The sequence below is a fragment of the Streptomyces sp. CRN 30 genome, assembly GCF_034105845.1.
The window spans coordinates 1-24,877 of record NZ_JAVRHI010000283.1; the positions used below are offsets into that span (position 1 = coordinate 1).

Below are 24,877 nucleotides of genomic sequence, written 5' to 3' on the forward strand. Positions count from 1 at the left end.
GGGTGCGGCCCAGGCGCAGGGTGCGGGCGCACACCGCGGCGGCCGTGACGGCGGCGACCGCGAGCGCGGCGGCCATCAGCACCAGGGAGGCGCCGAGGGCCGTCAGGACGGCGGGCGTGACGTCGGAGCCGGAGATCCACGACTGTCCCGCGTCGCCGCGCAGCAGCCCGCCGAGCCACTTGCCGAGCAGCCCGAAGGGGCCGGCGTCCAGGCCGAGCTGGTCCCGTACCGCCGCCAGCACCTCGGGGGTGGGGTCGCGGTCGGCGGAGCGGGCCTTGAGGACGGTGAGCGCGGGGTCGGTGCGCGACAGCCACGGCAGCAGTCCGATGCCGCAGACGAGGGCTGCCGCGAGCGCGACCCGCCAGAGTATGCGGCTCAGCGTCGGGTCCCGGTGCCGACGAGGGTGCGCTCGTACGGGTCGAGGATCACGCCCTGGACGTCGGTCCCGACGCCGGTGATGATGCGCTGGTGGACCAGCGGCACCACGGCGTCGGTGCCGAGGATCGCGGCCTCGGCGTCCATGGCGGCCTGCCGGCGCCTGTCGGTGTCGGCGAGGCCCGCCGCCCTCTCCACGGCCTTGTCCACGTCCGTGTCGCAGAGCAGGGCGAGGTTGTAGGCGCCGTCGCAGGTGTAGTCGCTGGCGAGGACGGAGACCGGGTCGCCGGTGTCGAGGAGGGTGTTCCGGGCGCCGACGAAGGCGTCGAACTTCCCCGCCAGGGCGTCGCTCTCCAGCCGGGAGTACTCGCGCACCTCCAGCTTCACCGTGAAGCCGGCCTTCTCCAGCTGCTGCTGGAGGACCTGGGCGACCTCGGGCAGCTCGGGCCGGTTGTCGTACGTGGCGACGGTGACCGTGGTGCCGTCCGGGTCGGTGGCATTCGCGCGGCCGGTGGGCGCGGTGCGCAGGTCGGCCGCCCAGGTGACGGCGGGTCCGTAGAGGCCGGCGCCCGGGTCGGCGACGCCCTCGTACACGTCCTTGGCGAACACGGAGGTGTCGATCGCCTCGCGGGCGGCGGCCCGGAGCCCCGCGTCCTTGAAGGCGCCCGACCCGGTGTTCAGCAGGAGGCTGGTGGTGCGGGTGGTGGCGGTCTCCTTGCGGGTCTCCTCGTCCAGGGAGGCCGCCTGGGAGACGGGCACCGCCTCGGCGATGTCCAGCTCACCGGTGCGCAGGGCGTTGGTGCGGGCCGTGCCGTCGGCGATGAAGCGGGCGTCGATGCCGGAGGCCTGGGCGCGGCCGCCCCAGTAGTCGTCGAAGCGGTCGAGGGTGGCGGAGGCGGTGCCGTTCACCTCGGCCAGCTCGAAGGGGCCGGTGGCGGTGCCGACCGGGTCCGGGCGCTCGTCGCCGTACGCCTTCGGGGCGAGGATCGCCAGGCCGGGGCTGGTCAGGCGCAGCGGGAGCGCCGGGTCGGGGGCGTCGGTGGTGACGCGCACCTGGTCGCCGCCCGCCTTCGCCGCCTGCAGCGTGACGCCGGAGAGGGCGGGGGGTACGGGGTCCGCCTCCGTGGCGTGGGTGAGGGCGGCGGCGACGGCGTCCGGGGTGACCTCGGTCCCGTCCTGGAAGGTGGCCTCGCGCAGGGTGAACACCCAGGTCCGGTCGTTCTCGCGGGTCCAGGAGGAGGCGAGCGCGGGGGCCGCCGTGCCGTTGGCGTCCAGCGCGGTCAGCCCCTCGGTGACGCCGAGCCGGCTGAGCAGGGTGGCGTCGGCGCCGTACGGGGAGAGGTTCTCCGCGGGCGGGAAGGCGAGGGCGACGCGCAGGCGGGAGCCGTCCGCCGCGCCCTCCGAGGAGGAGCTGTCACCGCCGGAGGCGAAGCAGCCGGTCAGCAGGGGGGCGAGCAGCAGGCCGCAGAGCAGCCTGCGCCGGGACACGAGGGGGCGCATGGTTCTCGTTCTTCGCGGGACGCGAGGTGGCAGGGACGACGGGGGACGGGACGGGCACGGCCGGACGGCACCGGATACGGACGGAGGCCGGACACGAACGGACATGAACGGACACCCGACACGGACGGACACCAGATTACGTGGAAATCGTTTTCACGTCCTGGTCCGGGGCGGGCCGGTGCGGAACGGGCCGGTACGGGGTCACGGCTACGCGTGCGCCCCGGCGGCAGCCGGGACGGCGGTGTGCGCGAGCGCCATGGCGGGACTGCGCGAGGCCACCTCGAAGTGCACGACCCGCTGGCCGGTCTCCGCCCGTTCGTCGCACACCACCGTGCCCAGGGACCGCCAGAAGGCCTCGGCGCCGGGCACGCCCGGGTCGGTGTGCAGGTAGACGGAGCGGTAGCCGCCGTCGGCCGCCGCGAAGTCCAGGAGTGCGCCGACGAGCCGCCGGGCCAGTCCGCGCCGCCGGTGCTCGGGGCGCGTGTAGACCCGCCGCAGCTGCGCGGTCTCGCCCGAGGGGTAGCGCTCCGCGAGCCACCGCGGGTTCGGCGGATGGGCCGGCCCGCGGGAGTCGAGCGCGGCGGTCGCGGCGACGGAGCCGTCCCGCTCGTCCACCGCGACCAGCAGGGTGTGGCGCGCGGGGGCCACGTAGGCGCCGTGCAGATCGATGATGTCGCCGTGCCACCGGGGCACGTAGCCTGTGCCGAAGTCCCGGTAGACGGTGTCGAGCATCACCGCGCGGGCGCTGTCGAGATCGTCGGGGGTCGCTTCCCTGATGCTGTAGTGCTGCACCTGCACAGCATATGCAACAAGCCCGTGCGCACGATCGGGGGGTGCCGGACGCCCCCGCGACGCGCCGGAACGCGCCGGTTCCGTACCGGTGCGCACGCCCTCCGCCCCGGCTCACGTCCGGGACCCCCCGGCATCCGTGCGCCGCGGGTCCGTGTACGCATCACGCGTGACGCCGCGGGTTCGGGGTAGCTCGGAGTCCATGCGGATCAGTGTGCTCGATGTGGGGTCGAAGACGGTACGGCTCGTGGTGGCGGACGCCGAGGGCGGGGTTCCCCTGCCGGTGCACACGGCGAAATGGCGGCTGCGGCTGTCCGAGTACGCGGCCCACGGGGGGAGCATCCCCGAGGAGGCGGTGGACCAGCTGGCCGAAGCGGTCACGGCGGCGGGCCGGACGGCCGAACGGTGGGGCGCCGAGCGGCCCCTCGCGTTCGCGACCGCCGTGATCCGCACCGCGCCCAACCGGCTGGAGGTGCTGCGGGCCGTCCGGGAGCGGACCGGGATACAGCTGTGCACGCTGCCGGGCGAGCTGGAGGCCGAGCTGACCTTCCTCGGGGCCCGGCGGTGGATGGGCTGGCGGTCGGGTCCGCTCGCCCTCCTCGACATCGGCGGCGGCTCGATGGAGGTCGCCTTCGGACGGGGGCGGCTGCCGGACTTCGTCGCCTGCCTGCCGCTCGGCGCCAACCGGCTCAGCCACGAGTTCCTCGACGGCGGCGGGGACCCGCCGCCGGCCGAGAGCGTCAAGGCGCTGCGCCGCAAGGTCCGCCACCAGCTGCGCGACGTGGCCGCCCGCATCCGCTGGGAGGGGCCGCGCACGGCGGTGGCCACCTCACGGACCTTCCAGCAGCTCGGCCGGCTGTGCGGGGCCGCGCCCGGACGGCACGGGCCCTTCGTCGAGCGCCGGCTGTACACCTCCGACCTCGGCAAGGCGGTGACCCGGCTGGCCGCGCTGCCCGCGGCGGAGCGGGCGGAGCTCCCCGGCATCTCGGCACCGCGCGCCGACCAGAGCCTGGCCGGCGCGCTGGTCGGGCACACCGCCATGAAGCTGACCGGACTGGAGGCCGTCACCATCTGTCCCTGGGCGATCCGCGAGGGGGTGCTGCTGCGGCACATAGAGGACGGCCCGTCCTGGTGGCGGGAGGTCGTCGAGCGCACCGACGACGTCGCGGCCTTCCCGGGCGAGGATCCCGCCGCAATGGAGCCCGCGGGCCGGGCCGTACCGCTGCGGGTCGCCGCGCCGACCCGCTGACCCCGCCGCCCCGGCCCCCTCGCCGTACGGTCACCTCACCGGGACGGGGGCCCGAGCGGCCGTTCCTGGAGCGCCCGGGCCACCCCGAAGAGGTTCCCGGCCATCGCCCGCCCGGTCCTGTGCGCCCACTCGCGGCCCCGCTCCTCGTCCAGGTAGTCGGGGCCGGGGCCGGGCCCGAGGTGCCAGTACGTCCAGGCCTGGCCCGGGACCGTGTACCCGATGTCGGCGAGGGCGCCGGAGATCTCGCTGATGACGTGGTGGGCGCCGTCCTCGTTGCCGGTGACCACGACACCCGCGACCCGGTTGTAGGCCACCGGCCGCCCCACGTCGTCCGTCTCGGACAGCATCGCGTCCATCCGCTCCAGCACCCTCTGGGCGACCGAGGAGGGGCGGCCCAGCCAGGTCGGCGAGGCGATGATCAGGATCTCCGACCGCAGCAGCTTCTCGTGGACGCCCGGCCAGTCGTCCCCCGCCGTCACGGCCTCACTGACCACGCCCGGCGCGATGTCCAGGTCGACGGCGCGTACCACCTCGACCTCGACCCCCTCCTTCTCCAGCCGTTCGACCACGACCCCGGCCAGCGCCTCGGTGTTGGACGGATCCGGCGACCTCTTCAGCGTGCAGTTGACGACGAGTGCTCTCATGGGGCAGCGGAGTACCCGCTCGACCGGCCCCCACACGGCGACAACATCACAGGTGGGGACGGGTGTACCCGGGGTACCCGGCGCCCATGAGACACGAGAGCGAAGGACCAGCCCTGCCCGCCGACCGGGGACCCCTCTCCGCCGCCGTCACGGCGTACCTGAGGGGCGCGGGCCCGCTGCCCTCCGAGGGGGAGGTACGGGCCGCCGACCCGTACGGCGACGACCTGCAGCTGGCCCTCTACCTCTGCTACGAGCTGCACTACCGCGGCTTCGCGGAGGCCGACCCGGACCTCGAGTGGGACCCGGAGCTGCTGAGGACCCGCGCGGCCCTGGAGGAGCGCTTCCTGACCGCGCTGCGCGCCGACACTCCCGTCCACGAGACGGTCGAGGGCGCGCTCAAGGAACTGCTGGTGGAGCCCGCCGAGGGCACGGGTGTCTCGCACTACCTGCGGGACGAGGGCGAGCTGTGGCAGCTGCGCGAGTACGCGCTGCACCGGTCGCTCTTCCACCTCAAGGAGCAGGACCCGCAGGTCTGGGTGCTGCCGCGGCTGACGGGGCGGGCCAAGGCCGCGCTGGCGGCGGTGACGTTCGACGAGTACGGCGGCGGGCGCCCCGACCAGGTGCACGCCCAGCTCTTCGCCGACCTGATGACGGACCTGGGACTGGACACCACCTACGGCCGCCAGGTGGACGCGGGCTGCGCCGAGATGCTGGCGCTCGTCAACCTGATGTCGCTGTTCGGGCTGCACCGCCGGCTGCGCGGCGCCCTGGTGGGCCACTTCGCGGAGGTCGAGATCACCTCGTCGCCCGCCTCGCGCAGGCTGGCGGAGGCGATCCGCCGCACGGGCGCCGGCCCGGCCGCCGAGCGGTACTACGACGAGCACGTCGAGGCGGACGCCGTACACGAGCAGATCATGCGGCACGAGGTGATCGGCGGTCTGCTGGAGGACGAGCCGCACCTCGCGGACGACATCGTGTTCGGCATCGACGCGACGGAGTACCTGGAGGGCCGGATGGCCGAGCGCCTCCTGTCGCGGTGGCGCGCGGGCGAGTCCTCCCTGTACAGCCCCCTGGAGCGGACCGTTGAAGGGGCCACTGAGGATCCTGCTAGAGCAGAAGAAAGCAGGGTACTGGGGGTCGTGTGAATCTAATGGTGCTTCCGGGCGTCTACGCCCCGCAGGACGACACGTCCCTGCTGACCGACGCGCTGGCCGAGGAGCCGCTCGCCCCCGGCGCCCGCGTCCTCGACGTGGGCACGGGCTCGGGCGCCCTGGCCCTCGCGGCGGCCCGCCGGGGCGCGCGGGTCACGGCCGTGGACGTGTCCCGGCGGGCCGTGGCGACGGCCCGCCTCAACGCCCTGCTGGCCGGGGTGCGGGTCCGTGCCGTCCGGGGCAACCTCTTCGCACCGGTCCGCGACGATCGTTTCGACCTGATCCTCGCCAACCCGCCGTACGTGCCGGCCCCACCGGCCGACGGGGAGCCGCGCGGCGCCGCCCGCGCCTGGGACGCGGGCGGCGACGGCCGGCTCGTACTGGACCGGATCTGCCGTGACGCTCCCCCGCTGCTGCGGCCCGGCGGTGTGCTGCTCATGGTGCACTCCGTGCTCAGCGACGCCCGCCGTACGGTCACCGCGCTGCGCGCGGCCGGGCTGGAGGCGGCCGTGACGGAGCACCGCTGGGTGGCCTTCGGGCCCGTACTGCGCGCCCGGCAGCCCTGGCTGCGGGACCGCGGACTGCTGTCCGCCGACGACGACAAGGAAGAGCTGGTGGTCATCCGTGCCGAACGACCGCGCTGACGCGCCGAACACCCCCGACCCGGTGCGGACCCGGACCGGTGCGCCCGGTCCTGCGGGGGGCACCGCCGCGCCCGGGTCCGCGGGTCACGCCGACGCGCCCCGCCGGATCACCGTGCAGCGGCGTGGACCGTGGCTGGTGGACGGTCCCGTGGAGGTGGAGCTGGAGGACGGGACGACCGTCTCCTCGGACCGCTTCCGCGTGGCCCTGTGCACCTGCCGGCGCAGCAAGCGCTACCCGTGGTGCGACACGAGCCACCGCAGGTCGGCCCCGGCGGCACGCCGGCCGGCCGCGGACGCCGGTACGGGCCCTGACGCCGGTACGGGTCCGGACGCGTGCCCGGACCGGCCGGGCGACGACGCGCGGACGGGCTGACCGGCGCCGGCCGCGCCCGGGTCATGCGGTGGGTGCGCCTACCGGCCCGCGTCGTGCCGCCCCCACGGGCCGTGCCACACGACCCACATGTGGCCGTCCGGTCCGTGGTGGACGTGGAGGCCGTCGACCACCATCAGCAGCGGCAGGCCGTCCGCCCGGCTGCGCCGCTCGGCGTCCTGGGCGACGGAGGTGTCGTCGGTGGCCGCCACCGTGATGCCCGACCCGTCCGCGGTGAGCACGATCCGGCAGACGTCGGCCGTGGTGCGCGCCAGCAGACAGTCGCTCACCGACCGTCCGGCGGCGAGGACCGGCGCGACGAAGGACCGCGGCGCGTCGGTCAGCCGTGTCAGTGCGGCGGTGGCCGCCTCGGTGGCGCTCGCCGCGTCCGGGTGTCCGTCCGGGCGGGAGAAGTGGGCGGTGAACTCCACCTCCACGGCGGGTTCCCTGAGCCCGTACTCCGTCAGCGGCGCCGCCCCCTCGACGGGATCGCTCACCAACGTCTTCACCGCCACCCCCTGGTCCGGATCCTGCGCGTGCGGTGCGGCCGGGGGCTGGGGCAGCACAGCGACTGTATGACGGTGCCGACCCGTTGACCAGAGCGCCTTGGAACGGGACGATCACGCAGTGTCAATACATAGGCGGGAATTTCACCTTGACGAGTGAAGCAGATCTTGCGCCGCCCACAGCAGGGATGATGCCCCCTCAGCTGGGGTATTTACCGGAGTCAAATGCGCCCTACCGCTGTCGAGGTGGAGCCGACATGCCGCCGGAAGCCCAAGACCGTGCCGCCCCTCCGTCCGGGGACGCCACCGCCGGACCCGGGCTCGCGCCGCCCAATCCCCACGCCCACAGCCGGCGGACCGGGACGTGCACCGTCATCGAGGTCACCGGAGAGATCGACGTGGCGACCGCGGACCAGCTGGCCGAGCACCTGCGGGCCGCCGTCGCGCTGCCCGGGCCCGACATAGTCGTGGATCTGCGCGGCGTCGACTTCTTCGACTGTTCCGGGCTGCGGGTGCTGTGCCGGGCCGAAACACTGGCGCGGGCGCGGGACGGGCGGCTGCGCCTCGTCTGCGACCAGCCCGGCATCCACCGCATCCTGCGCGCCACCGGGCTGCTCGACCGCTTTCCCCCGCTGCGGGAGCTGCCGCCCCCCGCCCTGACGCCCGAGCCCGCCCCGGAATTGATCCGGGGGCCGGCCGACAGCCCCACACTGTCCAGCCGGCCCCCGGTGCGGGGACCGCACGGCATCCCGTGGCCGGGCTCGCGCTCCCCATCCGCGAGCTCTCGGCGCACTCTGCACGGGATCCGAACGGTCCCGGTCCCTCAGCGCGCGCGGGCGCTCCTCCCCGAAGGGCTCCGCACACGTCCTGAGGGGGGATCGGGAGGAGTCCGCTGGCGCACGGTGCTCGGCATCCGGTGCTTCCTCCTCCGCTCGGTCGGGTCAGGTCACCGGGCCGCCCGCGAGTCGGGTACGCGTGCGACGGGCGGTCCTGGTGGTGCCGGATCGGCAAGCGCGAGTCTGCCGAGTCCGACTCGGAAAGGCACATCGACCCGACCGGTTTCAGGTAACTTCCAGTGTTGAATCAGTGGCGGGAAGTCACGGACCCGAGCGGGTCGGCCCCCGTGATTGAGCGGGTCCCGATCATCACGGATGCCCGTCTGGCCGGATCCACACGGTTCGGCAATCGGCCTGAAACATTTCGGTTCCACCGGTGGGAGCCGCAGTTTCCCGGCCCTCCGGACGCCTCGCGCGCGGCCCGGAGCCGTCAGCCCGGCAGGGGGGCGGCTCCCGTGGCGGCCGCGGCGGACCTGACGGTGCCGTCCAGGACGGCCCCCGGCGGGGTGGCCGGCGCCGGTGTGCCCGTCCGTGCCTCGGGCCGCGCTTCCGGCCGTACGCCGTTTCCGCCGCCCGCGAGGGGCGTCCCGGCGCCGGGTTCGGGTGCGGCGGGTTCGGGTGCGGCCGAGGGACCGCCGGTGCCGGAGATCGACAGCGACCCGGGGGTGGCCTTCGTGCCGTCGGTCACCCAGCGCTGCGCGTCCGAACCGTCGCGGACCTTCACCACGACGTCCGCCTCCGGCTCCTCGGTGGTGGGCGCGAGGGCGAGTTCGTCCTGCCGGCGGGGCAGCAGTTCGCCCCGCACGGTGAGGTCGTACCGCACGTCGTCCACGCGGGCGGACCGCGTGCCGGCGCACGCCCCGAGGACGACGACCCCGGCGTCCACGTGCGAGTCCAGGCACAGCCGGGGATCGGCGACACTGCGCAGCTGTCCGTCGTCCTCGTACGACCACTGCTGGGTGGACGCCGTCGAGCAGGCCGCCAGCCGGGCCGCGGCACCATCCTGCGCCGCGCCGCCGCGGACGTCGAGGCACAGGTCGGCGGCGAGGTTGCGCAGCCGGGTGCGGCCGGGGGCGACGGGCAGTCCGGCGGAGCCGGGGGGCGGCGAGGAGGTGGCCGAGGGGAGGACACCGGAGTCGGTCGCGGTGCCGTGGCCACCGGCGGCGCTCGTCGACATGGAGTTCGCGCCGTCACCGCCGTCCGACCACAGGGCGGCGGACAGGACGGTGGCGAGCACGGCGCTGGAGGCGATTCCGAGACCGGTGGCCAGGGCCCTGCCGCCACGCGCCACCGCCCTGCCGCGCCCACTCCGGACCGGGAACCGCGACAGCAGCCGGTGCCGGCGGGAGCCGACGCGCCGGCCGCCCTGGCGGGAACCCGTCCCGTGCGGCGCGCGGTCGGGCCGGGAGTCGACGTAGCGGCGGGCGCCCCAGCCGAGCACGGCCTCGGCGAGCAGGGAGCCCAGGCCGCTCTCGAAGTGGCTGAGCTGCTCGGCGGCGGAACGGCAGTACCGGCACTGCACCAGGTGGTCCTGCACGTCGGGGAGGAGCGCGCCACCGCGCCGGATGGGCACGTCCAGGAGCCGGTTGTAGAAGCGGCAGTCCCGGCTCGGCGCGAGTTCCCGGTGGGCGCGCACGCATCCCTCGCGGAACTGCTCGCGGGCCTGCTCCAGTGTGGCCGACGCGGTGTCGACGCCGACGCCCAGCAGACCGGCGGGAACGGTGATCGGCTCCGCCTCCACCTCGGTGTGCCACAGCAGGCACTGGGAGAGGGCCGGCAGGGCGTCGAACGAACGCTCGGCGAGCTTGCGGTTCTCCGGGGTCAGGGACTGCGCCGCGCGCATGCCGCGGCCCCCGGCGGGCTTCCGCAGGTCCGGCAGGACGCCGGCGAGCGGTTCCTCCGCGGACCACTGCTTGACCAGGTTGCGCACGGTGACGAGCAGGCGGGGCCGGAGGGCGATGCCCGACTCGCCGAGGGCCAGCCCTTCCAGCACCCGGCGGAACGAGGCCGCGGTGACCATGGACGCGGTGTCGCCCGACGACGCCAGGCAGATGGCGGCGTAGTCGTGCGCGGACTGCCAGTGCCGCGCCATCAGCATCGCGACGGGGTCGCCGGCCCCGCTCTCCGGCCGGCCGCGGAGGCGGGCGGCGAGGCTCTCGTCCGACATGCCGGGGACCACGCCCGGGCGAGGAGGACGCGAGGGACGCGGGGGGTGGGGGGTGTGCACGGAGCGGTTTCCTTCCGGTGCCCGGTGCGCGAGAGGCGGCGCACGCGGTTTCTTCTGTCGCCGAGCAGGCGCACCCACGGGGTGCGGGCCTTCGGTGCGGTTCGCGCCGGGAGGGCGGCCCCGTAGACCGGCGCCCCGCACGGCGACCGCCGGCCGAGGACCTCGTGAGCCCTCCGACGGTGCGCCGATCCGGAATATCGAACACTGTTCGGACCTGGCCGTTGCCCGCGCGCGGGAGGCTCACCCTTGCACAGGTCGCGCGGCGCCAACAAGGCGCTTGGGCAACATCCGCATCATTGACAAGAAGTCAACGGGAAGATGACGGTCCGACCGCCGCCACAGGCGCGCGGCACACCTCGACGAGTGGGCCGGGCACCGGGGTTGACCGGCACTCAGACCTGCCAGGAGCGCAGCCGGTCCGCCGTTCCGTACACGTCCGTCCGCCCGGCGACCAGGTCGCGCGCGAGGTCCACGAGGGCGCCGTGCGGCGGGTCGATCCCGACGCCGCTCACGGACATGTACGCCACGGCGGCCGCGCAGGCGAAGCGGGTGTTGGCGGACGGCAGCGGCCTGAGCAGGGCCAGCGTGTGCAGCAGGGCGGCGGCACGCCAGGCCGCGTCGGACTCCACGCCGAGCCGGGGCGGGTCGACGCGGTGCCGGGCCACGGCGGCGACCAGGGCGGAGAAGTCGTCGACCGCCGGCCGGCCGGGGAGGAGCTCCTCCTGGCGCTGGAGCAGCCAGGGCACGTCGATGTGGATGACGGATGAATCCATCGGTCAGCGGGACCGTCCCGGGCCCCCGGCGGCGGGTTCGTCCTCCGGGAAGGCGGTGGCGAACTCCGCCGCGTGTGCCGTGAAGAACTGCCGGAACGCCTCCGCGCCCTCCTTCAGCGCGCGGTGCCGGGCGATGTCGGCCGCGGCCGCCTCACGCACGAGGGCCTTCATCGACGTACCGCGCTCCTTGGCGATCTGCCGCAGGTCCTCTAGCTCCCGGTCGCTGAACTCCACATTCAGAGCTGGCATGCCCTCAACGGTACCGCGCAGGTACTGACCCGTAAATAGCCGCAGGTCAGTTGGCTCAGGCCGCGGTACCGTCCGGGCCGGGCAGCCGCTCGTGCCCGGGCGCGCCCGTCGGGTGTTCACGCCGCGCCGTGCGCCGTGTCCGTGCGCCGTGCGCCGGTGCCCCGTCGCTTTCCGGGTGCGCGTCACCCCGACGCACTAGGCTGGATCTCGCCCCCCGTCCACGGTTCGGCCCGGCGAAACGGACAGGCCAGCATGAGGAGTCGCGAACTCACAGCCGTCGACGCTCCGTCGGCGTCCTGTGACGGTGCCGCCACGGCGAAAGCGGTGGTGGGCGCGGACGGCACGGTCACCGAGTGGAACGCGGGCGCGGCACAGCTGCTGGGCTGGTCCGGAGGTGAGGTGCTGGGCCGGCCCGTCGCGCGGCTGCTCGCCCCCGGCCACGGCTTCCGGCCGCCCTCGCGGGCCGGTCTCAGCTGGAGCGGGACGGTCCCGCTGCGGCACCGCGACGGCCGCACCGTCTCCCGGTGGCTGCTCGCCCACCGCCGCCCTCCGGGGGACGGCACCGACGGCGGCGGCTGGCTGGTCCTGTGCCCGCTGCGGGACCCGGGTCCGCTGCGGCCCGGCGAGCCGCTCGCGGCGGCGGTCATGGCCCAGTCCCCGTGCGCCACGGCCGTGTTCGACGAGCGGCTGCGGCTGCGCGGTGTCAACGACGTGATGGCCGAGGCCGTCGGCATACCCGAGGAGCGGCTGCGCGGGCTGCACATCGCCGACATCGTGGGCGGCCGGCAGGGCGCCCGGCTGGAGGAGCACCTGCGCGAGGCGCTCGCCGGCAGCCTGCGCGGGGACGTGCAGACGTTCCTGCGGGCCGCCGACGAGGACACCGCGCACGCCTGGTCGGCGCGGATCGCACCCCTGACCGGGCCCGGCGGGCGCACCATCGGCGTGTGCGTGACCGGGCACGACATCACGGAGCAGTACCGCGCCCGGGAGCGGCTGCAGCTGGTGAACGAGGCGAGCGTGCGCATCGGCACCACCCTCGACGTGGCGCGCACGGCACAGGAGCTGGCCGACGTGTGCGTGCCCGCGCTCGCCGACTTCGTCAGCGTGGACCTCCTCCAGCCGCCCGACCTCGGGGACGAGCCCCCGGTGGGCCCGCTGTCCGCCCCCTTCACGCTGCGCCGGGCCGCCCACCGGTCGGTCGACCCGGACCGCTTCGAGCCCGTCGTCGAGCCGGGCGACAGCGACGTCTACCCGGCCTCCTCGCCGCAGGCGTCCTCCCTGACGGCCGCGCGGACGGTGGTGGTCACCGACCCCGCCGACACGCTCGTGGACTGGCTCTCCCACGATCCCGTGCGCAGCGCGCGGGTGTCGGAGCACGGCATCCACGCCATGATGTCGGTGCCGATACGGGCCCGTGGCGCGACCCTCGGCGTCGCCGTCCTCACCCGCTACCGGCGCCGGGACCCGTTCACCCCCGACGACCGGCTGCTGGCCGAGGAGGTCACCGCCCGGGCCGCCGTCTGCATCGACAACGCCCGCCGCTTCACCCGCGAGCGCGAGACCGCGCTCGCCCTCCAGCGCAGCCTGCTCCCCCGCACCCTGCCCCGCCTGCCCGCGCTGGAGGCCGCCTGGCGCTACCTCCCCGCGGCTCGCGCCGGGGTGGGCGGCGACTGGTTCGACGTGATCCCGCTGTCCGGCACACGGGTCGCCATGGTCGTCGGCGACGTCGTCGGGCACGGCGTGCGGGCCTCGGCGACCATGGGCCGCCTCAGGACGGCGGTGCGCACCCTCGCCGACGTGGACCTGGCGCCGGACGAGCTGCTGACCCGCGTCGACGACCTCGTCGTACGGCTGTCGCAGGAGGCGGGCGCCGACGGGAGCACCGGCGAGGTGGGGGCCACCTGTCTGTACGCGGTGTACGACCCGGTCACGCGGCGGTGCAGCTTCGCCCGGGCCGGGCACCCGCCGCCCATCGTGCTCGCGCCGGACGGCCGGCCGGTCGACGTGCGGGTGCCCGCGGGTCCGCCCCTCGGGGTGGGCGGGATGCCGTTCGAGTCCACCGAGCTGGAGCTCGCCGAGGGCACCGTGCTCGCCCTCTACACCGACGGGCTGATCGAGAGCCGCGACCGGGACATCGACGCCGGGCACGCGCTGCTGACCGAGGCGCTCGCCCGCCACCGGTCCGGCTCGCTGGACGCGGACTGCCAGGCCGTCGTCACGTCCATGCTCCCGGCGGAGGGGGCCGCCGACGACGTGGCGCTGCTGCTGGCCCGCACCCGCGGCCTGGCCCCCTCGCGGGTGGCGGCCTGGGCGGTGCCCGCCGACCCCGCGGCCGTCGCCCGCACCCGCGGCCAGGTGCTCGACCAGATGGCGTTCTGGGGGCTGCGGGAGACGGCCTTCACCACGGAACTCGTGGTGAGCGAGCTGGTCACCAACGCGATCCGGCACGGCGCGCCGCCCATCCAGCTGCGGCTCATCCACGACGACACCACCCTGATCTGCGAGGTGTCGGACAGCAGCGGCACGGCCCCGCACCTGCGGCGGGCGAAGACCTTCGACGAGGGCGGCCGGGGGCTGCTGCTGGTGGCCCGGCTCACCCAGCGCTGGGGCAGCCGGCACACCGCGGAGGGCAAGACGATCTGGGCGGAGCTGACACCGGCCCAGGAGTGAGGGGTGGGGGGCCGCGCGAGGGATACTCGGAGCCCGCGCGCGGACGCTCCTCGCGCGTCTGCTGAGATGACAGGGCCCCGTCATCGCGGTCCCCGCCGGCACGAAAGCACCGAAGCCCCACCGTGAACACCCCGCTCGCCGAGACCCTGTCCGTCGTCCTGCTCGTCGCCGTGCTCGCCGCCGCGGTGGCCCGTCCGTCCAGGCTGCCGGAGGCGGCCGTCGCCGTCCCGGCCGCCGGGCTGGTGATCGTGACGGGCGCCGTGCCCCTGGAGCACGCCCTGGCCGAGGCCGAGCGGCTGGGCCCGGTGCTCGGTTTCCTCGCCGCGATCCTGGTGCTGGCGAAGCTCTGCGACGACGAGGGGCTCTTCCAGGCGTGCGGGGCGTGGATGGCCCGCGTCTCGGCGGGGCGGCCCGGGCGGCTGCTGGGCGCGACGTTCCTGCTCGCCTCCGGCATCACCGCGGTGCTGAGCCTGGACGCGACGGTCGTCCTGCTCACCCCGGTGGTGTTCGCGACGGTGGCCCGGCTCGGCGCCCGCCCCGCGCCGTACGTGTACGCCTGCGCGCACCTCGCCAACACGGCGTCGCTGCTGCTGCCGGTGTCCAACCTCACCAACCTGCTGGCGTTCGAGGAGAGCGGGCTGAGCTTCACCCGGTTCGCCGCGCTGATGGCGCTGCCGTGGGTGGTCGCCGTGGCGGCCGAGTACCTGGTGCTGCGCCGCTTCTTCGCCGCCGACCTGGCGGCCGGGTGCACCCCGCCCGAGGATCCGGAGCGGCCCGCGGTGCCGGTGTTCGCGCTGGCCACGGTCGCGGGCACGCTCGCCGGCTTCGTCGTCACCTCCGCGCTGGGCGCCGAACCGGCGTGGGCGGCCCTGGCCGGTGCCCTGGTGCTGGGCGTCCGCGCGCTCGTCCGCCGCACCACCACTCCCCGCTCCCTGGTGCGCGCGACCTCATGGCCGTTCCTCGCGTTCGTGCTGGGCCTCGGCATCGTCGTACGGGCCGTCGTCGACAACGGGCTCGCCGGCGCGCTCGGCCGGCTGCTGCCCGCCTCGGACGGGCTGCCCGCGCTGCTGGTCCTCGCCGTGGTCGCGGCGCTGCTCGCGAACGCCATCAACAACCTGCCCGCCGTGCTGGTCCTGCTGCCGCTGGCCGCCCCGGGGGGCGCGGGCGCGGTCCTCGCCGTCCTGCTGGGCGTCAACATCGGCCCGAACCTCACCTACGCGGGCTCCCTGGCCACGCTGCTGTGGCGGCGCATCGTCCGGGAGCACCGCTACGAGGTGAAGCTCGGCGAGTTCACCCGGCTGGGACTCCTCGCGGTGCCCGCGACGCTGCTCCCGGCGGTGGCGGCCCTGTGGCTGTCCCTGCGCTTCATCGGCGTCTGAGGGCCTGTGAACAGGTGACGTCACGGCGTGGGAGCCCCGCGCGCTCCGGCGGGCGGGCCCATCCTCGAGACGCACGTGACCCGCGCCCGGCCGGTCACGGCCGTGGAGGAGGACAGGGTGCCGGTACGACCGACGCTGCGGGGAACGTCCATGGTCCTGGCGACCGCAGCCCTCGGCTGGGTGACGACGGTGCCGCCCGCCGTGGGCGCCGCGCCGCGGGAGGCGGAGCCGCCCGTCTCGACGCTGTGCGTCCCCGCGGGCACCCTGCGGGGTGCGGGCGGGCAGCGGGCCGACGTCAGCCTGTGCGCCGAGCACGGCACCGCCAGGCTGTCCCTGACCGCCCCGGCCGTCTGCGCCCGCGAGGGCTCCCCCGCCCGGTACTCCTGCCTGTCCTCAGGCACGTGGACGCTGCGGCGCGAGGGCCGCACCGTACTCACGGGAACGCTGCCCGGGGGCCGTGACTATCCCGGCCCCGGCACCTACGACGTCACCGCCGACGTGCGCGTCCGCTCGGAGCCCGGAGAGGTCGACCTGCGCGGCACGGTGCGCGGCCGGATCACCCTGACCACCCCGCGACCGGAACCGACCCACCGCGTCGAGGTGGACCGGACCACGCTGCGCCCGAACGGCACGACGCTGCTGCGGTACACCGTCGCCAGGGACGGTGAGAGCGGCGACGACAGCGCGCGGTTCGGGCTGATCGGCGAGGAGGACACCGGTATGGAACTGAGCACGTCCGACGAGCGCTGCGGCAATCCGCTGACCGGCGCCCACCCGTCGCGCACCAGGAACACGGCCGTGCTGGACTGCGCCCTGACGGGCCTGCAGCCCGGCCGCCCCACCACGGTCGCCGTCCGCGTGAAGCTCAGGGAGCGGTGCGGCACGGTCGTCTCCAAGCTGGGCTACTGGATCCCCCGGGGTCAGAGCCTGTACACCGGCGGCATGCTGGCCGGGCCGACCGTCGGCTGCGACTGATCCCCGGCGTCCGCGGCGAGCAGGTCCAGGACCCGCTCCCAGGCGAACTCCGTCCGCCCGCCGTCCCGGTCGCCGTACGGCTCGCCGAAGCGGACACCCATCTCCCGCAGCCGGACGAGGCTCGCCCCGTACGCGGGGTGGGCCGCGAGCGCGTCGCAGACACAGGGCAGGACGGCGATCGGGACGCCGAGCCCGTACGCCTCGCACAGGGTGCCGAGGGCGAGGGTGTCGGCGATGCCGGCCGCCCACTTGTTGAGGGTGTTGAAGGTGGCGGGTGCGACGGCCACGGCGTCGGGCGCGGGGAAGGGGCGCGGGTCGCCCGGCCGCCGCCACGCGGAACGGATCGGGCGCCCGGTGCGCTCCTCGACGGCGGCGGTGTCGAAGAAGCCCGTCGCGAGCGGCGTCGCGATGACACCGACCTCCCAGCCACGCTCCCGCGCCGCGGTGATCAGCTCGCCGACGTCCGCGGCGACACCAGCGGCGCAGACGACGACGTGGAGGAAGGGCTTCCCGGCCGGTGGGGTGGTCATCCGGGCACCCTACTGGCAGCCGGTACCCGGACGGCCCGACCGGTGGTGCCTCTTGCGGGGAGGCGGCGTGCGCGAGTTGGATGGCGGCCAGTCACCTGCGCGAGAGAGGAAGCGACACCATGCCACTCGAGGGCGAGTACGAGCCGAGCCCGACGGACTGGGTGCGTGAACAGGTCGAGCTGTACGAGAGCTCCGGCGGCACCGAGGGGACGACACTCCGGGACACGGGCCTCCCCGTCATCGTCCTGACGACCCGGGGGGCGAAGAGCGGCAGGCTCCGCAAGACACCGCTGATGCGCGTGGAGCACGACGGCCGGTACGCCGCCGTGGCCTCGCTGGGCGGCGCGCCGAAGCACCCGCTCTGGTACCACAACGTCGTGGCCGATCCGCGCGTGGAACTGCAGGACGGCCCCGTGCGGCAGGACATGAGGGCGCGCGAGGTGACCGGGGACGAGAAGGACGAGTGGTGGAAGCGCGCGGTCGCCGTCTTCCCGCAGTACGCCGAGTACCAGGAGAAGACGGACCGGCAGATCCCCGTCTTCGTGCTGGAGCCGGTGGACGGTGCGGCGGACGGGAACTGACGAAAGGGCGTTCTCCCGGCTTCTCCGGCCACGGGGGTGTGGAACGCCGTCGGCCGGGCACCCGGTCCTCAGGCCCCGCCGCGCTCCCCCGTCGCGGCGGGGCTTTCGTCTCCCTCCGCGCCCCCGCGGTGGGCCTTCGCGTCCGTCACGTCGAGGAAGATCAGCTCGGCCTCCGGTACGGCCTCGGCGATGGAGCGCTTGATCCGGTCGGCGACCTCCTCGACCTCCTCGCTGTCGAGGCCCGGCACCAGATCGACCCGCGCGGCCACCAGCAGCGACTCCAGGCCGAGTTCCATGGTGTGCAGCGCCTCCACGCTGTCGATCTCCGGCTGGGCCGCCAGCAGGTCCCGGATGCGCCGGTGCGACTCCGGGTCGGCCGCCTGGCCGATGAGCTGGTCGCGGGCGTCCCGGCCCAGCCGGTAGGCGACGTACACGAGCAGTGCCCCGATGGCGAGCGAGGCGGACGCCTCCCACACGATCCGGCCCGTCACCATGTGCAGCGCCATGCCGGCCATCGCGAGCGAGACACCGAGCACCGCCGTGCCGTCCTCGGCGACCACCGTCCGCAGGGCCGGGTCCCGCAGCCCGCGCGAGCCGCCCTGCCGGCGTACCTGGTGGAGGGCGCGCAGCAGGGAGCCGCCCTCGGCGAGCAGGGCCACGCCGAGCACGACCAGGCCCACCACGTAGCCCTCGCGCGACTCCGCCCCGTCGCCGCCCCGCAGCGCCTCGAAGCCCTGGAAGAAGGAGAAGCAGCCGCCCATCACGAAGATGCCGACGGCGGCGAGCAGCGACCAGAAGAAGCGCTCCTTGCCGTAGCCGAAGGGGTGGCGGGTGTCGGCGGGGCGCCTGCTGCGGCGCAGCGCGGCCAGCAGGAAGACCTCGTTCAGGCTGTCCGCGACCGAGTGGGCCGCCTCGGAGAGCAGGGCGGGCGAGCCCGTGAGGAGGCCGCCGGCGGACTTGGCGAGGGCGATCACGAGGTTGGCGGCCAGGGCCACCAGCACGGTGACGCGCGTCCCGCGGTCCGAACGCGCCCGGCGCTGCGTACGGGTCTCGCGGCCGGTGGGGGCCTCGCCGTCGCCACGGGGTTCCTGGGCGTCACGGTCCTCGGCGTCCTGCCGTACCGTACGGTGCGCGCCGTCCGGGCGGTTTGCGGGTATGTGCTCCATTCCCCGCCGACTGCCCAGGTCGCAGGCGCTCACACCGAGGTGCGGGCCTCGTTCACCCGGGGTACCCGTGCCCGCACGAGCGGAAGGAAGGTGCCCATGAGCACGGGCGAGGGGAACGCGGGGAACAGCGCGCTGGGCCACAAGGAGTTCAAGCGCTCCCGCAGCCATTTCGCGGACCGCATCACCGTCGACGGCCGGGACGGCTGGCCGGTGGAGGGCGGCAGGTACCGGCTGGTCGTCAGCCGGGCCTGCCCCTGGGCGAGCCGGGCGGTGATCTCGCGGCGGCTGCTGGGGCTGGAGCACGCGCTGCCCATGGCGGTCACCGACCCGATCCAGGACGACCGCAGCTGGCGCTTCACCCTGGACCCGGACGGCCGCGACCCGGTCCTCGGCATCCGGTACCTCGCCGAGGCCTACGACGCGCGGGAGAGCGACTACCCCGGCGGGGTGAGCGTGCCGGCCATCGTCGACGTACCGAGCGGGAAGCTGGTCACCAACGACTACCAGCAGCTCACCCTCGACCTCGCCACGGAGTGGACCGCGCTGCACCGCGAGGGCGCGCCCGACCTGTACCCCGAGGCGCTGCGCGACGAGATCGACGAGGTGATGGACGCCGTCTACGAGGACGTCAACAACGGCGTGTACCGGTCGGGCTTCGCCCCCCGCCAGAAGGAGTACGAGGAGGCCGTCACGGGGGTGTTCCGCAGGCTGGAGTGGCTCTCCGCACGGCTCGCCGGGCAGCGTTACCTCGTCGGGGACACCCTCACCGAGGCCGACGTCCGCCTGTTCACCACGCTGGTGCGGTTCGACGCCGTGTACCACGGCCACTTCAAGTGCAACCTGTGGAAGCTGACGGAGGACCGGGTGCTGTGGGGGTACGCCCGCGACCTCTTCCAGACGCCCGGGTTCGGTGACACGGTCGACTTCGACCACATCAAACGGCACTACTACGGGGTGCACACGGGCATCAACCCGACCGGTGTCGTGCCGCTGGGCCCGGACCTGTCCGGCTGGCTCGCGCCGCACGGCCGGGAGGAGCTCGGCGGCCGTCCGTTCGGCGACGGGACGCCGCCCGGCCCGGTCCAGCCGTCGGAGGTGGTGCCGCCGGAAGGGCGCCCCTGAGGCCTCGCACACCCGTACGGGGTCAGACACGCAGACGTACGTCACGGCTGTCACGCACACACGCGACTTCGGCCGATCAATAGCGCCGTACCGGGGAACCCGTACGGCGCAAGGGCCTCGGCCCCGGAGCGACAAGGAGTGACGCAGGTGTCGAAGAAGAAGAAACTCCCCCTGGTGTACCAGCCCCTGGGCTTCGCGCTCGGCTGGGCGGGCGGTGCACTGGCCGGGGCGGCGTTCCGCACGACGTGGAAGGCCATCCGGCACGAGGACGACGCGCCGGACGCCCTGGACAGGGACCGCGGCTGGGGCGAGGTGCTGCTGGCCGCGGCCGTCCAGGGCGCCATCTTCGCGGTCGTCCGCAGTGCGGTGGACCGGGCTGGAGCGAAGGCCATCGAGCGTCAGACGGGCGTGTGGCCCGCGTCGGACAAGGGCGGCAGGGACTGACCGCCGGTGCCTCCCGCGTCACCGCGGACGGGGCGTCAGCCCTGCTTGGGTGACGCGGGGGGCACCATGTGCACGCTGAAGGAGTGGCCGGCCGGGTCGGCGAAGCCGCGCTCCTCGTACTCGTACGCGCCGACCGACTCCTTGGCCTCGATCGTCCGCCCGCCGAGGGTCACGATCCGCCGCTCGGCCGCGTCCAGGTCGTCGACCCGGAAGTCGAGGTGGGCCTGGAGGGAGTTCTCGGGGCGCGGCCAGCTCGGCGGGACGGCGTTCACGTCCCGGCGGAAGGCCATCCGGAAGCCGCCGGGCTCCCTGATCTCGATGCGGTTGGCGGTCACCTCCGTCTCCTCCGCGTCGAGCAACTCCTTGTAGAAGGCGGCGAGTTTCTCGGGCTCGGCACTGTCCAGCACCACGACGCCCGCCTTGATGAGTCCCATCGTTCCTCGTTCCTTGTCGTCGGACCGGGGTTCCGGGCGCGCGGGCGGCCGGGGACCGCCGCGCGCATACGGTCCCCGGGTACCCCGAGTGGGTGACGGGAAATCAGTCCGTGACCGGCCACCCCGGGGCGCGTGTACGGAGATCGGGGAGGACGTCCCGAGACCTCCCGTGTCGCTCTGAAAAGAACACTTCTTCCCCACGAGACCCACCAGTAATCCACGTCACACCATGAATTGATCATTCCGTGGGCAGCCTCTCAACGCCGTCCTACCCTCGACCCCCGGAGGGGGCGGCAAAGGTGAGAAATGCGAGAGGAATTACCCATGCCCCAGGACGTCCGGTTCGACCTCCCCTTCGACACTCCCGTCAGCGAGCACCTGGAGTACGCCCGGGGCCGCCATCTGCGCTGGGTGTGGGACATGGGGCTGGTGCGGAGCCAGGCCGCCTTCGAGGAGTACCGCTCCTGGGACCTCCCCCAGGCGGCGGCACGGACCTACCCCCACGCCTCGGCCGAGGACATGGTCGTCCTCATGAACTGGTTCTCGCTGGCCTTCCTCTTCGACGACCAGTTCGACGCCACGCGCCCGGACCGGGCGGACCGGATAGCCGAGGTGGCGCGGGAGCTGATCGCCACTCCCCTGCGGCCGGCGGGCACGGCGCCCCGGGTGGTCTGCCCGATCACCACGGCCTGGGCGGAGGTCTGGGCGCACCTCTCCGCGGGCATGTCACTGGCCTGGCAGACCCGGTTCGCCGCCTCGTGGGGCCGGTTCCTGGTGGCGCACACCGAGGAGGTCGACCTGGCCGCGCGAGGGCTGGCGGGCACGCTGGGCCTGGACGAGTACGCCGAGTTCCGGCGGCGCACGGTGGGGATCCACCACAGCATCGACGCGGGCGAGCGCAGCCGTGGCTTCGAGGTGCCGGCCCAGGTGCAGGCGCATCCGCTGATGGTCCGGATGCGGGACCTGGCCGCCGACACCATCGGGTTCATGAACGACGTCCACTCCTTCGAGCGCGAGAGGCGCCGCGGCGACGGCCACAACCTGATCGCCGTACTGCACCGCGAGCGCGGCTGCTCGTGGGAGGAGGCCGCCGACGAGGCGTACCGGATGACCGTGCGCTGCCTCGACGAGTACGTCGCCCTGGAGGCGCGGGTGCCGGCCATGTGCGACGAGCTGGGGCTGACCGACGGACAGCGCGAGCAGGTGCGGATGGGTGTGGAGGCCATCCAGCACTGGATCAACGGCAACTACGAGTGGGCCCTGACCTCCGGCCGGTACGCCGCGGCCAAGGAGGGCCCCGCGGCGACGGCCGAACTGGCGGGCCGCGGCTCACTGGACGACCTGCTGGCCGTGTGAGTCAGCGACGGGGTGCGCCCGGCCCGGGTGGGCCGGGCGCACCCCGTCGTCGTGCAGGCCGCCGGCGGCCTTCCGCTACGCCGCGAAGGTGACCGGGAGGGTGTCGAGGCGGGCCTCCCACGTGGAGGCCGTCGAGGTGAGCTCCTGGGCCGGTACCGCGAGGCGCAGGCTCGGCAGGCGGTGCAGCAGGGTGTCCACCGCGCCCTCGATGATGGCCTGGCCGATGCCCTGTCCCGGGCACTCGTGCGGGCCACCGCTGAACGCGAGGTGCGACTGGTTGCCCTGGACGGAGACGCCGGTGTCGGGCCGGATCCCCGGGTCGAGGTTGCCCGCGGCGAGCCCCAGGATCAGCAGGTCGCCCTCCTTGACGCCCACGCCGCCGAGCTCGAGGTCGGCAGTGGCGAAGCGGCCCGGCAGGACGGCCAGCGGCGGCGTGTCCCACATGACCTGCTCGACCACCGAGGAGACGTTCAGCTCCCCGCTGACGAGTCCGGCGAGCCGCGAGGCGTCGGTGAGGATCGCCTGGAGGACCCGGGCCAGCAGGTTGCTGGTCGTGGTCTGCGCGGTGATCAGCACGAGGCGGAGGTGGTTGAGGACCTCGTCCTCGTCGAGGTCCGCGTGGTGCCCGATCAGCCCGGTGGTGAAGTCGGCGCCGGGCTCGCTCCGCTTGCGCTCGGCCAGTTCGGCCAGGATGTGCATGATGCGGCCGTTGTGCTCCATGGCGTCCGCGCCGCCCTTGATGACCTGGGCGCTGGACTCGGCCAGGGAGCGTCCCTCGCTCGCGGCGAGACCGAACACCCGGGTCAGCACCAGCATCGGCAGGTAGTCGGCGAAGTCGCCCACCAGGTCGGCGGTGCCCGTCCCCGCGAACGCGTCGATCTGCTTGTTCGCGAAGTAGGTGACGTGCCGGCGGATGCCACGGCCCGCGACCGCCTGCAGGTTGTCGGTGACCGCGGCCCGCAGCCTGCGGTGCGGCTCGCCGTCCTGGGAGACGCAGTCCGGCCGCCAGCCCACCATCGGGATCAGCGGGTGCGTCGCCTCGATGCGGCCCTCCAGCCAGTCCCGCCAGATGCGCGAGTCCCGGCTGAACTGGAGCGGGTTGTCCAGCACCCGGCGGCACTCGCGGTAGCCGAGCACCAGCCAGGCGGGCACGTCGCCCTCCAGCAGGACCGGGGCGACGGCCCCGTGCTCCGCGCGCAGCCGGGTGTAGATGCCGTGCGGGTCCATCCCCGACCCCTGGCCGTACAGCCGGGTGACGTCACCGTGGGCGACGGGGCAGCCGCCCGGGGCCGGGGCCCCGGGATCGCCCGCCTGGGGGGCGCCGGCCGGCGCCTGGTCGTTCATCGGGTCTCCAGGACGGCGGCGGAGCGTTCCTTGAGGTGGTGGATGAGGGCGATGAGCACGTCCCGGCTGGAGGCGCGGTCACGGGCGTCGCAGGCCACCACCGGGATGTGGTCGGGGATGTCGAGCGCGTCCCGGATCTCCGCGATGGGGTGCTCCCTGGAATCGGGGAACACGTTCAGCGCGATGACGAAGGGCACCTCCTGCCGCTCCATCTCCTCGATGGCCCGGAAACTGGAGTCGAGCCGCCGGGTGTCCACCAGCACGACGGCCCCGAGGGCGCCCTTGAACAGGCCGTTCCACAGGAACCAGAAGCGTTCCTGGCCGGGCGTGCCGAACAGGTAGAGCATCAGCTCGTCGTTGAGACCGATCTTGCCGAAGTCCAGGCTGACGGTGGTCTCCTGCTTGTCGTCCACCCCGACGAGCGGGTCGACGCCTGCGCTGGCCTGGGTCAGTGTCGCCTCGGTGGTGAGCGGCTTGATGTCGCTCACCGAGCGGACCAGGGTGGTCTTCCCGGTGCCGAAGCCTCCGGCGATCATGATTTTCACGGAGCGGGTGTCTCCGGCCGCGGAGCGGCCGGGACGGTCAAAGCCGTTGAAGTCCACTGAGAACCTCCTCAAGGAGCGCGAGGTCGAACCCGCGGTCGGCGTGGGACGCCGCGACGGGGTCACGGGCCTCGATCCGTTCGGCGTCCAGCAGATCGGCGAGGAGCACCGCGAGAATGTTGAAGGGCAGTCCGAGGTGGGCGCCGAGCTCGGCGACCGACAGCGGTTCACGGCAACGACGGAGTATCTCCCCGTGCTCGTGCTGCAGGCCCGGGGCGGCGGCGGCGCGGGAGACGATGAGGGTCGCCACGTCGAGGCTCGCCGCCGGACCGCCCGGTCCGCTGCGGCCACCCGTCAGGACGTAGTAGCGCTCCAGACCGGACGGATCACTGGGACGGCGGGGAGCACTCATCCAGAGTGCTCCTCCAGGCGCGGCGTGGTCCCGAGCAACTCACCCATCCGGCGGGCCAGATCCCGCATCTGGTGGCCGAGCAGACCCTGGTCGAGACCCTCCTTGGCGAGGACTCCGAGGTACGTCTCGACGCCGGCGCGCACCACGAACAGGTGGCCGCCGTCGACCTCGATCATCGCCAGGCGGAGCTGCCCCGCGTACTTCGGGAACTGCTCCGCGACGGGCTGCGCGAGCGCCTGCAGGCCCGCGACCACGGCGGCGAACCGGTCCACGTCGTCGGGATCGTCGGCGCCGTAGGAGGTGATGGCCTTGCCGTCGCTGGAGGCGACGAGGGCGAAACGGATCTCCTGGATGCTCTCGACGAGGTCGCGGAGCGCCCAGCTCACGTCGGTTCCGTGTTGCGTCATGAGGACCGGTCGCTTTCTTCGGATTGCTGCTGTTCGGTGGGGGCCTGGGTCGCCGTCTCCGCGGAAGTCTCGCGGAGACGGCGGCCGGCCGACGCGAAGGCCGCGAGGCCGGCGAAGGAGGCGTCCGGCGGTACGGCGGCGGAGGTGTCCGCCGGTACCGCGGAGGGGGCGTCGGTACGGGCCGCGGTGCGCGGCCGCGCCG

25 protein-coding genes and 3 pseudogenes are annotated in these 24,877 nt (G+C 74.3%); 12 read left to right on the forward strand and 16 right to left on the reverse strand.

Annotated features, from left to right (window positions below; genetic code table 11):
* The 3 genes and pseudogenes from UW392_RS30240 to UW392_RS30250 form a co-directional block, all read right to left on the reverse strand.
* A pseudogene (locus tag UW392_RS30240) lies at window positions 1–379 on the reverse strand (ABC transporter permease); the annotation flags it as partial.
* Window positions 376–1,875, reverse strand: coding sequence for an ABC transporter substrate-binding protein (locus tag UW392_RS30245; protein WP_320778333.1), 1,500 nt, complete (start codon window positions 1,873–1,875; stop codon window positions 376–378). The gene UW392_RS30245 and the pseudogene UW392_RS30240, both read right to left, overlap by 4 nt.
* A 207-nt stretch (window positions 1,876–2,082) precedes the next feature.
* Window positions 2,083–2,667 carry a GNAT family N-acetyltransferase gene (locus UW392_RS30250; protein ID WP_320778334.1) on the reverse strand — a complete coding sequence of 195 codons (585 nt, stop codon included), beginning with the start codon at window positions 2,665–2,667 and terminating at the stop codon, window positions 2,083–2,085.
* A 199-nt stretch (window positions 2,668–2,866) separates the two neighbouring features.
* On the opposite strand from UW392_RS30250, the gene UW392_RS30255 reads away from it, so the two are divergent.
* Window positions 2,867–3,913: a Ppx/GppA family phosphatase gene (locus UW392_RS30255; RefSeq protein ID WP_320778335.1), complete on the forward strand. Its 1,047-nt coding sequence runs from the start codon at window positions 2,867–2,869 to the stop codon at window positions 3,911–3,913.
* Window positions 3,914–3,948: 35 nt separating this feature from the next.
* On the opposite strand, the gene UW392_RS30260 is transcribed toward UW392_RS30255, so the two are convergent.
* Window positions 3,949–4,557, reverse strand: a complete 609-nt coding sequence (locus UW392_RS30260; RefSeq protein WP_320778336.1) for a flavodoxin family protein — start codon at window positions 4,555–4,557, stop codon at window positions 3,949–3,951.
* Window positions 4,558–4,643: 86 nt separating this feature from the next.
* Between UW392_RS30260 and UW392_RS30265 the strand changes: the two genes are divergently transcribed.
* The 3 genes and pseudogenes from UW392_RS30265 to UW392_RS67075 all read left to right on the forward strand — a co-directional run.
* A complete protein-coding gene (locus UW392_RS30265) occupies window positions 4,644–5,702 on the forward strand; it encodes an iron-containing redox enzyme family protein (RefSeq protein WP_320778337.1) in 1,059 nt (352 codons plus the stop codon).
* Between the two features lie 5 nt (window positions 5,703–5,707).
* Entirely contained in the window at window positions 5,708–6,352 is a 645-nt protein-coding gene (locus UW392_RS30270; RefSeq protein WP_320778338.1) for a HemK2/MTQ2 family protein methyltransferase, read from the forward strand.
* 106 nt (window positions 6,353–6,458) lie between these two features.
* A pseudogene (locus UW392_RS67075) lies at window positions 6,459–6,620 on the forward strand (CDGSH iron-sulfur domain-containing protein); the annotation flags it as partial.
* Between the two features lie 143 nt (window positions 6,621–6,763).
* Here the strand turns inward: UW392_RS67075 and UW392_RS30280 are convergent.
* The gene (locus tag UW392_RS30280) at window positions 6,764–7,288 is read right to left on the reverse strand and encodes a hypothetical protein (protein WP_320778339.1); all 525 of its coding nucleotides are present in this window, start codon (window positions 7,286–7,288) and stop codon (window positions 6,764–6,766) included.
* Between the two features lie 197 nt (window positions 7,289–7,485).
* Between UW392_RS30280 and UW392_RS30285 the strand changes: the two genes are divergently transcribed.
* Window positions 7,486–8,310, forward strand: coding sequence for an STAS domain-containing protein (locus UW392_RS30285; protein WP_320778340.1), 825 nt, complete (start codon window positions 7,486–7,488; stop codon window positions 8,308–8,310).
* Between the two features lie 184 nt (window positions 8,311–8,494).
* Here the strand turns inward: UW392_RS30285 and UW392_RS30290 are convergent, their stop codons facing one another.
* From UW392_RS30290 to UW392_RS30300, 3 genes are all read right to left on the reverse strand, one after another.
* Window positions 8,495–10,291, reverse strand: coding sequence for an RICIN domain-containing protein (locus UW392_RS30290; RefSeq protein ID WP_320778341.1), 1,797 nt, complete (start codon window positions 10,289–10,291; stop codon window positions 8,495–8,497).
* 392 nt (window positions 10,292–10,683) lie between these two features.
* The gene (locus tag UW392_RS30295) at window positions 10,684–11,064 is read right to left on the reverse strand and encodes a toxin Doc (protein ID WP_320778342.1); all 381 of its coding nucleotides are present in this window, start codon (window positions 11,062–11,064) and stop codon (window positions 10,684–10,686) included.
* A 3-nt stretch (window positions 11,065–11,067) separates the two neighbouring features.
* Window positions 11,068–11,313, reverse strand: coding sequence for a hypothetical protein (locus UW392_RS30300; protein WP_320778343.1), 246 nt, complete (start codon window positions 11,311–11,313; stop codon window positions 11,068–11,070).
* Between the two features lie 252 nt (window positions 11,314–11,565).
* Here UW392_RS30300 and UW392_RS30305 point away from each other — a divergent pair, with 252 nt between their 5' ends.
* From UW392_RS30305 to UW392_RS30315, 3 genes are all read left to right on the forward strand, one after another.
* Window positions 11,566–13,983, forward strand: coding sequence for a SpoIIE family protein phosphatase (locus UW392_RS30305; RefSeq protein ID WP_320778344.1), 2,418 nt, complete (start codon window positions 11,566–11,568; stop codon window positions 13,981–13,983).
* Between the two features lie 122 nt (window positions 13,984–14,105).
* A complete protein-coding gene (locus tag UW392_RS30310) occupies window positions 14,106–15,362 on the forward strand; it encodes an SLC13 family permease (protein WP_320778345.1) in 1,257 nt (418 codons plus the stop codon).
* A gap of 117 nt (window positions 15,363–15,479) precedes the next feature.
* Entirely contained in the window at window positions 15,480–16,337 is an 858-nt protein-coding gene (locus tag UW392_RS30315) for a hypothetical protein (protein WP_320778346.1), read from the forward strand.
* Here the strand turns inward: UW392_RS30315 and UW392_RS30320 are convergent.
* Window positions 16,283–16,867, reverse strand: a complete 585-nt coding sequence (locus tag UW392_RS30320; protein WP_320778347.1) for a flavoprotein — start codon at window positions 16,865–16,867, stop codon at window positions 16,283–16,285. The genes UW392_RS30315 and UW392_RS30320 overlap by 55 nt on opposite strands.
* A gap of 119 nt (window positions 16,868–16,986) precedes the next feature.
* On the opposite strand from UW392_RS30320, the gene UW392_RS30325 reads away from it, so the two are divergent.
* On the forward strand, window positions 16,987–17,448 hold the full coding sequence (locus UW392_RS30325; RefSeq protein WP_320778348.1) for a nitroreductase family deazaflavin-dependent oxidoreductase: 462 nt from the start codon (window positions 16,987–16,989) through the stop codon (window positions 17,446–17,448).
* A 68-nt stretch (window positions 17,449–17,516) separates the two neighbouring features.
* Here the strand turns inward: UW392_RS30325 and UW392_RS30330 are convergent, their stop codons facing one another.
* The gene (locus UW392_RS30330) at window positions 17,517–18,614 is read right to left on the reverse strand and encodes a cation diffusion facilitator family transporter (protein ID WP_320778349.1); all 1,098 of its coding nucleotides are present in this window, start codon (window positions 18,612–18,614) and stop codon (window positions 17,517–17,519) included.
* 96 nt (window positions 18,615–18,710) lie between these two features.
* Between UW392_RS30330 and UW392_RS30335 the strand changes: the two genes are divergently transcribed.
* Both UW392_RS30335 and UW392_RS30340 read left to right on the forward strand, forming a co-directional pair.
* On the forward strand, window positions 18,711–19,736 hold the full coding sequence (locus tag UW392_RS30335) for a glutathione S-transferase family protein (protein ID WP_320778350.1): 1,026 nt from the start codon (window positions 18,711–18,713) through the stop codon (window positions 19,734–19,736).
* A gap of 147 nt (window positions 19,737–19,883) precedes the next feature.
* Complete coding sequence (locus UW392_RS30340; RefSeq protein ID WP_320778351.1) at window positions 19,884–20,180, forward strand: DUF4235 domain-containing protein; 297 nt, start codon at window positions 19,884–19,886, stop codon at window positions 20,178–20,180.
* A gap of 35 nt (window positions 20,181–20,215) precedes the next feature.
* On the opposite strand, the gene UW392_RS30345 is transcribed toward UW392_RS30340, so the two are convergent.
* Window positions 20,216–20,614 carry a VOC family protein gene (locus UW392_RS30345; RefSeq protein ID WP_320778352.1) on the reverse strand — a complete coding sequence of 133 codons (399 nt, stop codon included), beginning with the start codon at window positions 20,612–20,614 and terminating at the stop codon, window positions 20,216–20,218.
* Window positions 20,615–20,938: 324 nt separating this feature from the next.
* Here UW392_RS30345 and UW392_RS30350 point away from each other — a divergent pair, with 324 nt between their 5' ends.
* On the forward strand, window positions 20,939–21,970 hold the full coding sequence (locus tag UW392_RS30350; RefSeq protein WP_320778353.1) for a 7-epi-alpha-eudesmol synthase: 1,032 nt from the start codon (window positions 20,939–20,941) through the stop codon (window positions 21,968–21,970).
* Between the two features lie 75 nt (window positions 21,971–22,045).
* Here the strand turns inward: UW392_RS30350 and UW392_RS30355 are convergent, their stop codons facing one another.
* The 5 genes and pseudogenes from UW392_RS30355 to UW392_RS30375 form a co-directional block, all read right to left on the reverse strand.
* The gene (locus UW392_RS30355; RefSeq protein ID WP_320778354.1) at window positions 22,046–23,314 is read right to left on the reverse strand and encodes a cytochrome P450; all 1,269 of its coding nucleotides are present in this window, start codon (window positions 23,312–23,314) and stop codon (window positions 22,046–22,048) included.
* Window positions 23,311–23,916 (reverse strand): GTP-binding protein, encoded by a 606-nt coding sequence (locus UW392_RS30360; protein WP_320778355.1) that lies wholly within the window; start codon window positions 23,914–23,916, stop codon window positions 23,311–23,313. The genes UW392_RS30355 and UW392_RS30360 overlap by 4 nt, the downstream gene beginning before the upstream one ends.
* Window positions 23,897–24,268: a DUF742 domain-containing protein gene (locus tag UW392_RS30365; protein ID WP_320778356.1), complete on the reverse strand. Its 372-nt coding sequence runs from the start codon at window positions 24,266–24,268 to the stop codon at window positions 23,897–23,899. The genes UW392_RS30360 and UW392_RS30365 overlap by 20 nt, the downstream gene beginning before the upstream one ends.
* Window positions 24,265–24,675, reverse strand: coding sequence for a roadblock/LC7 domain-containing protein (locus UW392_RS30370; RefSeq protein WP_320778357.1), 411 nt, complete (start codon window positions 24,673–24,675; stop codon window positions 24,265–24,267). Before UW392_RS30370 ends, UW392_RS30365 begins: the two co-directional genes overlap by 4 nt.
* A pseudogene (locus UW392_RS30375) lies at window positions 24,672–24,877 on the reverse strand (ATP-binding protein); the annotation flags it as partial. The gene UW392_RS30370 and the pseudogene UW392_RS30375, both read right to left, overlap by 4 nt.

Coding starts and splice junctions, on each gene's coding strand:
- UW392_RS30245 (WP_320778333.1), bottom strand. CDS start 1,875: ATGCGCCCCCTCGTGTCCCGGCGCAGGCTGCTCTGCGGCCTGCTGCTC.
- UW392_RS30255 (WP_320778335.1), top strand. CDS start 2,867: ATGCGGATCAGTGTGCTCGATGTGGGGTCGAAGACGGTACGGCTCGTG.
- UW392_RS30260 (WP_320778336.1), bottom strand. CDS start 4,557: ATGAGAGCACTCGTCGTCAACTGCACGCTGAAGAGGTCGCCGGATCCG.
- UW392_RS30265 (WP_320778337.1), top strand. CDS start 4,644: ATGAGACACGAGAGCGAAGGACCAGCCCTGCCCGCCGACCGGGGACCC.
- UW392_RS30270 (WP_320778338.1), top strand. CDS start 5,708: ATGGTGCTTCCGGGCGTCTACGCCCCGCAGGACGACACGTCCCTGCTG.
- UW392_RS30285 (WP_320778340.1), top strand. CDS start 7,486: ATGCCGCCGGAAGCCCAAGACCGTGCCGCCCCTCCGTCCGGGGACGCC.
- UW392_RS30295 (WP_320778342.1), bottom strand. CDS start 11,064: ATGGATTCATCCGTCATCCACATCGACGTGCCCTGGCTGCTCCAGCGC.
- UW392_RS30300 (WP_320778343.1), bottom strand. CDS start 11,313: ATGCCAGCTCTGAATGTGGAGTTCAGCGACCGGGAGCTAGAGGACCTG.
- UW392_RS30305 (WP_320778344.1), top strand. CDS start 11,566: ATGAGGAGTCGCGAACTCACAGCCGTCGACGCTCCGTCGGCGTCCTGT.
- UW392_RS30320 (WP_320778347.1), bottom strand. CDS start 16,867: ATGACCACCCCACCGGCCGGGAAGCCCTTCCTCCACGTCGTCGTCTGC.
- UW392_RS30325 (WP_320778348.1), top strand. CDS start 16,987: ATGCCACTCGAGGGCGAGTACGAGCCGAGCCCGACGGACTGGGTGCGT.
- UW392_RS30330 (WP_320778349.1), bottom strand. CDS start 18,614: ATGGAGCACATACCCGCAAACCGCCCGGACGGCGCGCACCGTACGGTA.
- UW392_RS30335 (WP_320778350.1), top strand. CDS start 18,711: ATGAGCACGGGCGAGGGGAACGCGGGGAACAGCGCGCTGGGCCACAAG.
- UW392_RS30345 (WP_320778352.1), bottom strand. CDS start 20,614: ATGGGACTCATCAAGGCGGGCGTCGTGGTGCTGGACAGTGCCGAGCCC.
- UW392_RS30350 (WP_320778353.1), top strand. CDS start 20,939: ATGCCCCAGGACGTCCGGTTCGACCTCCCCTTCGACACTCCCGTCAGC.
- UW392_RS30355 (WP_320778354.1), bottom strand. CDS start 23,314: ATGAACGACCAGGCGCCGGCCGGCGCCCCCCAGGCGGGCGATCCCGGG.
- UW392_RS30365 (WP_320778356.1), bottom strand. CDS start 24,268: ATGAGTGCTCCCCGCCGTCCCAGTGATCCGTCCGGTCTGGAGCGCTAC.
- UW392_RS30370 (WP_320778357.1), bottom strand. CDS start 24,675: ATGACGCAACACGGAACCGACGTGAGCTGGGCGCTCCGCGACCTCGTC.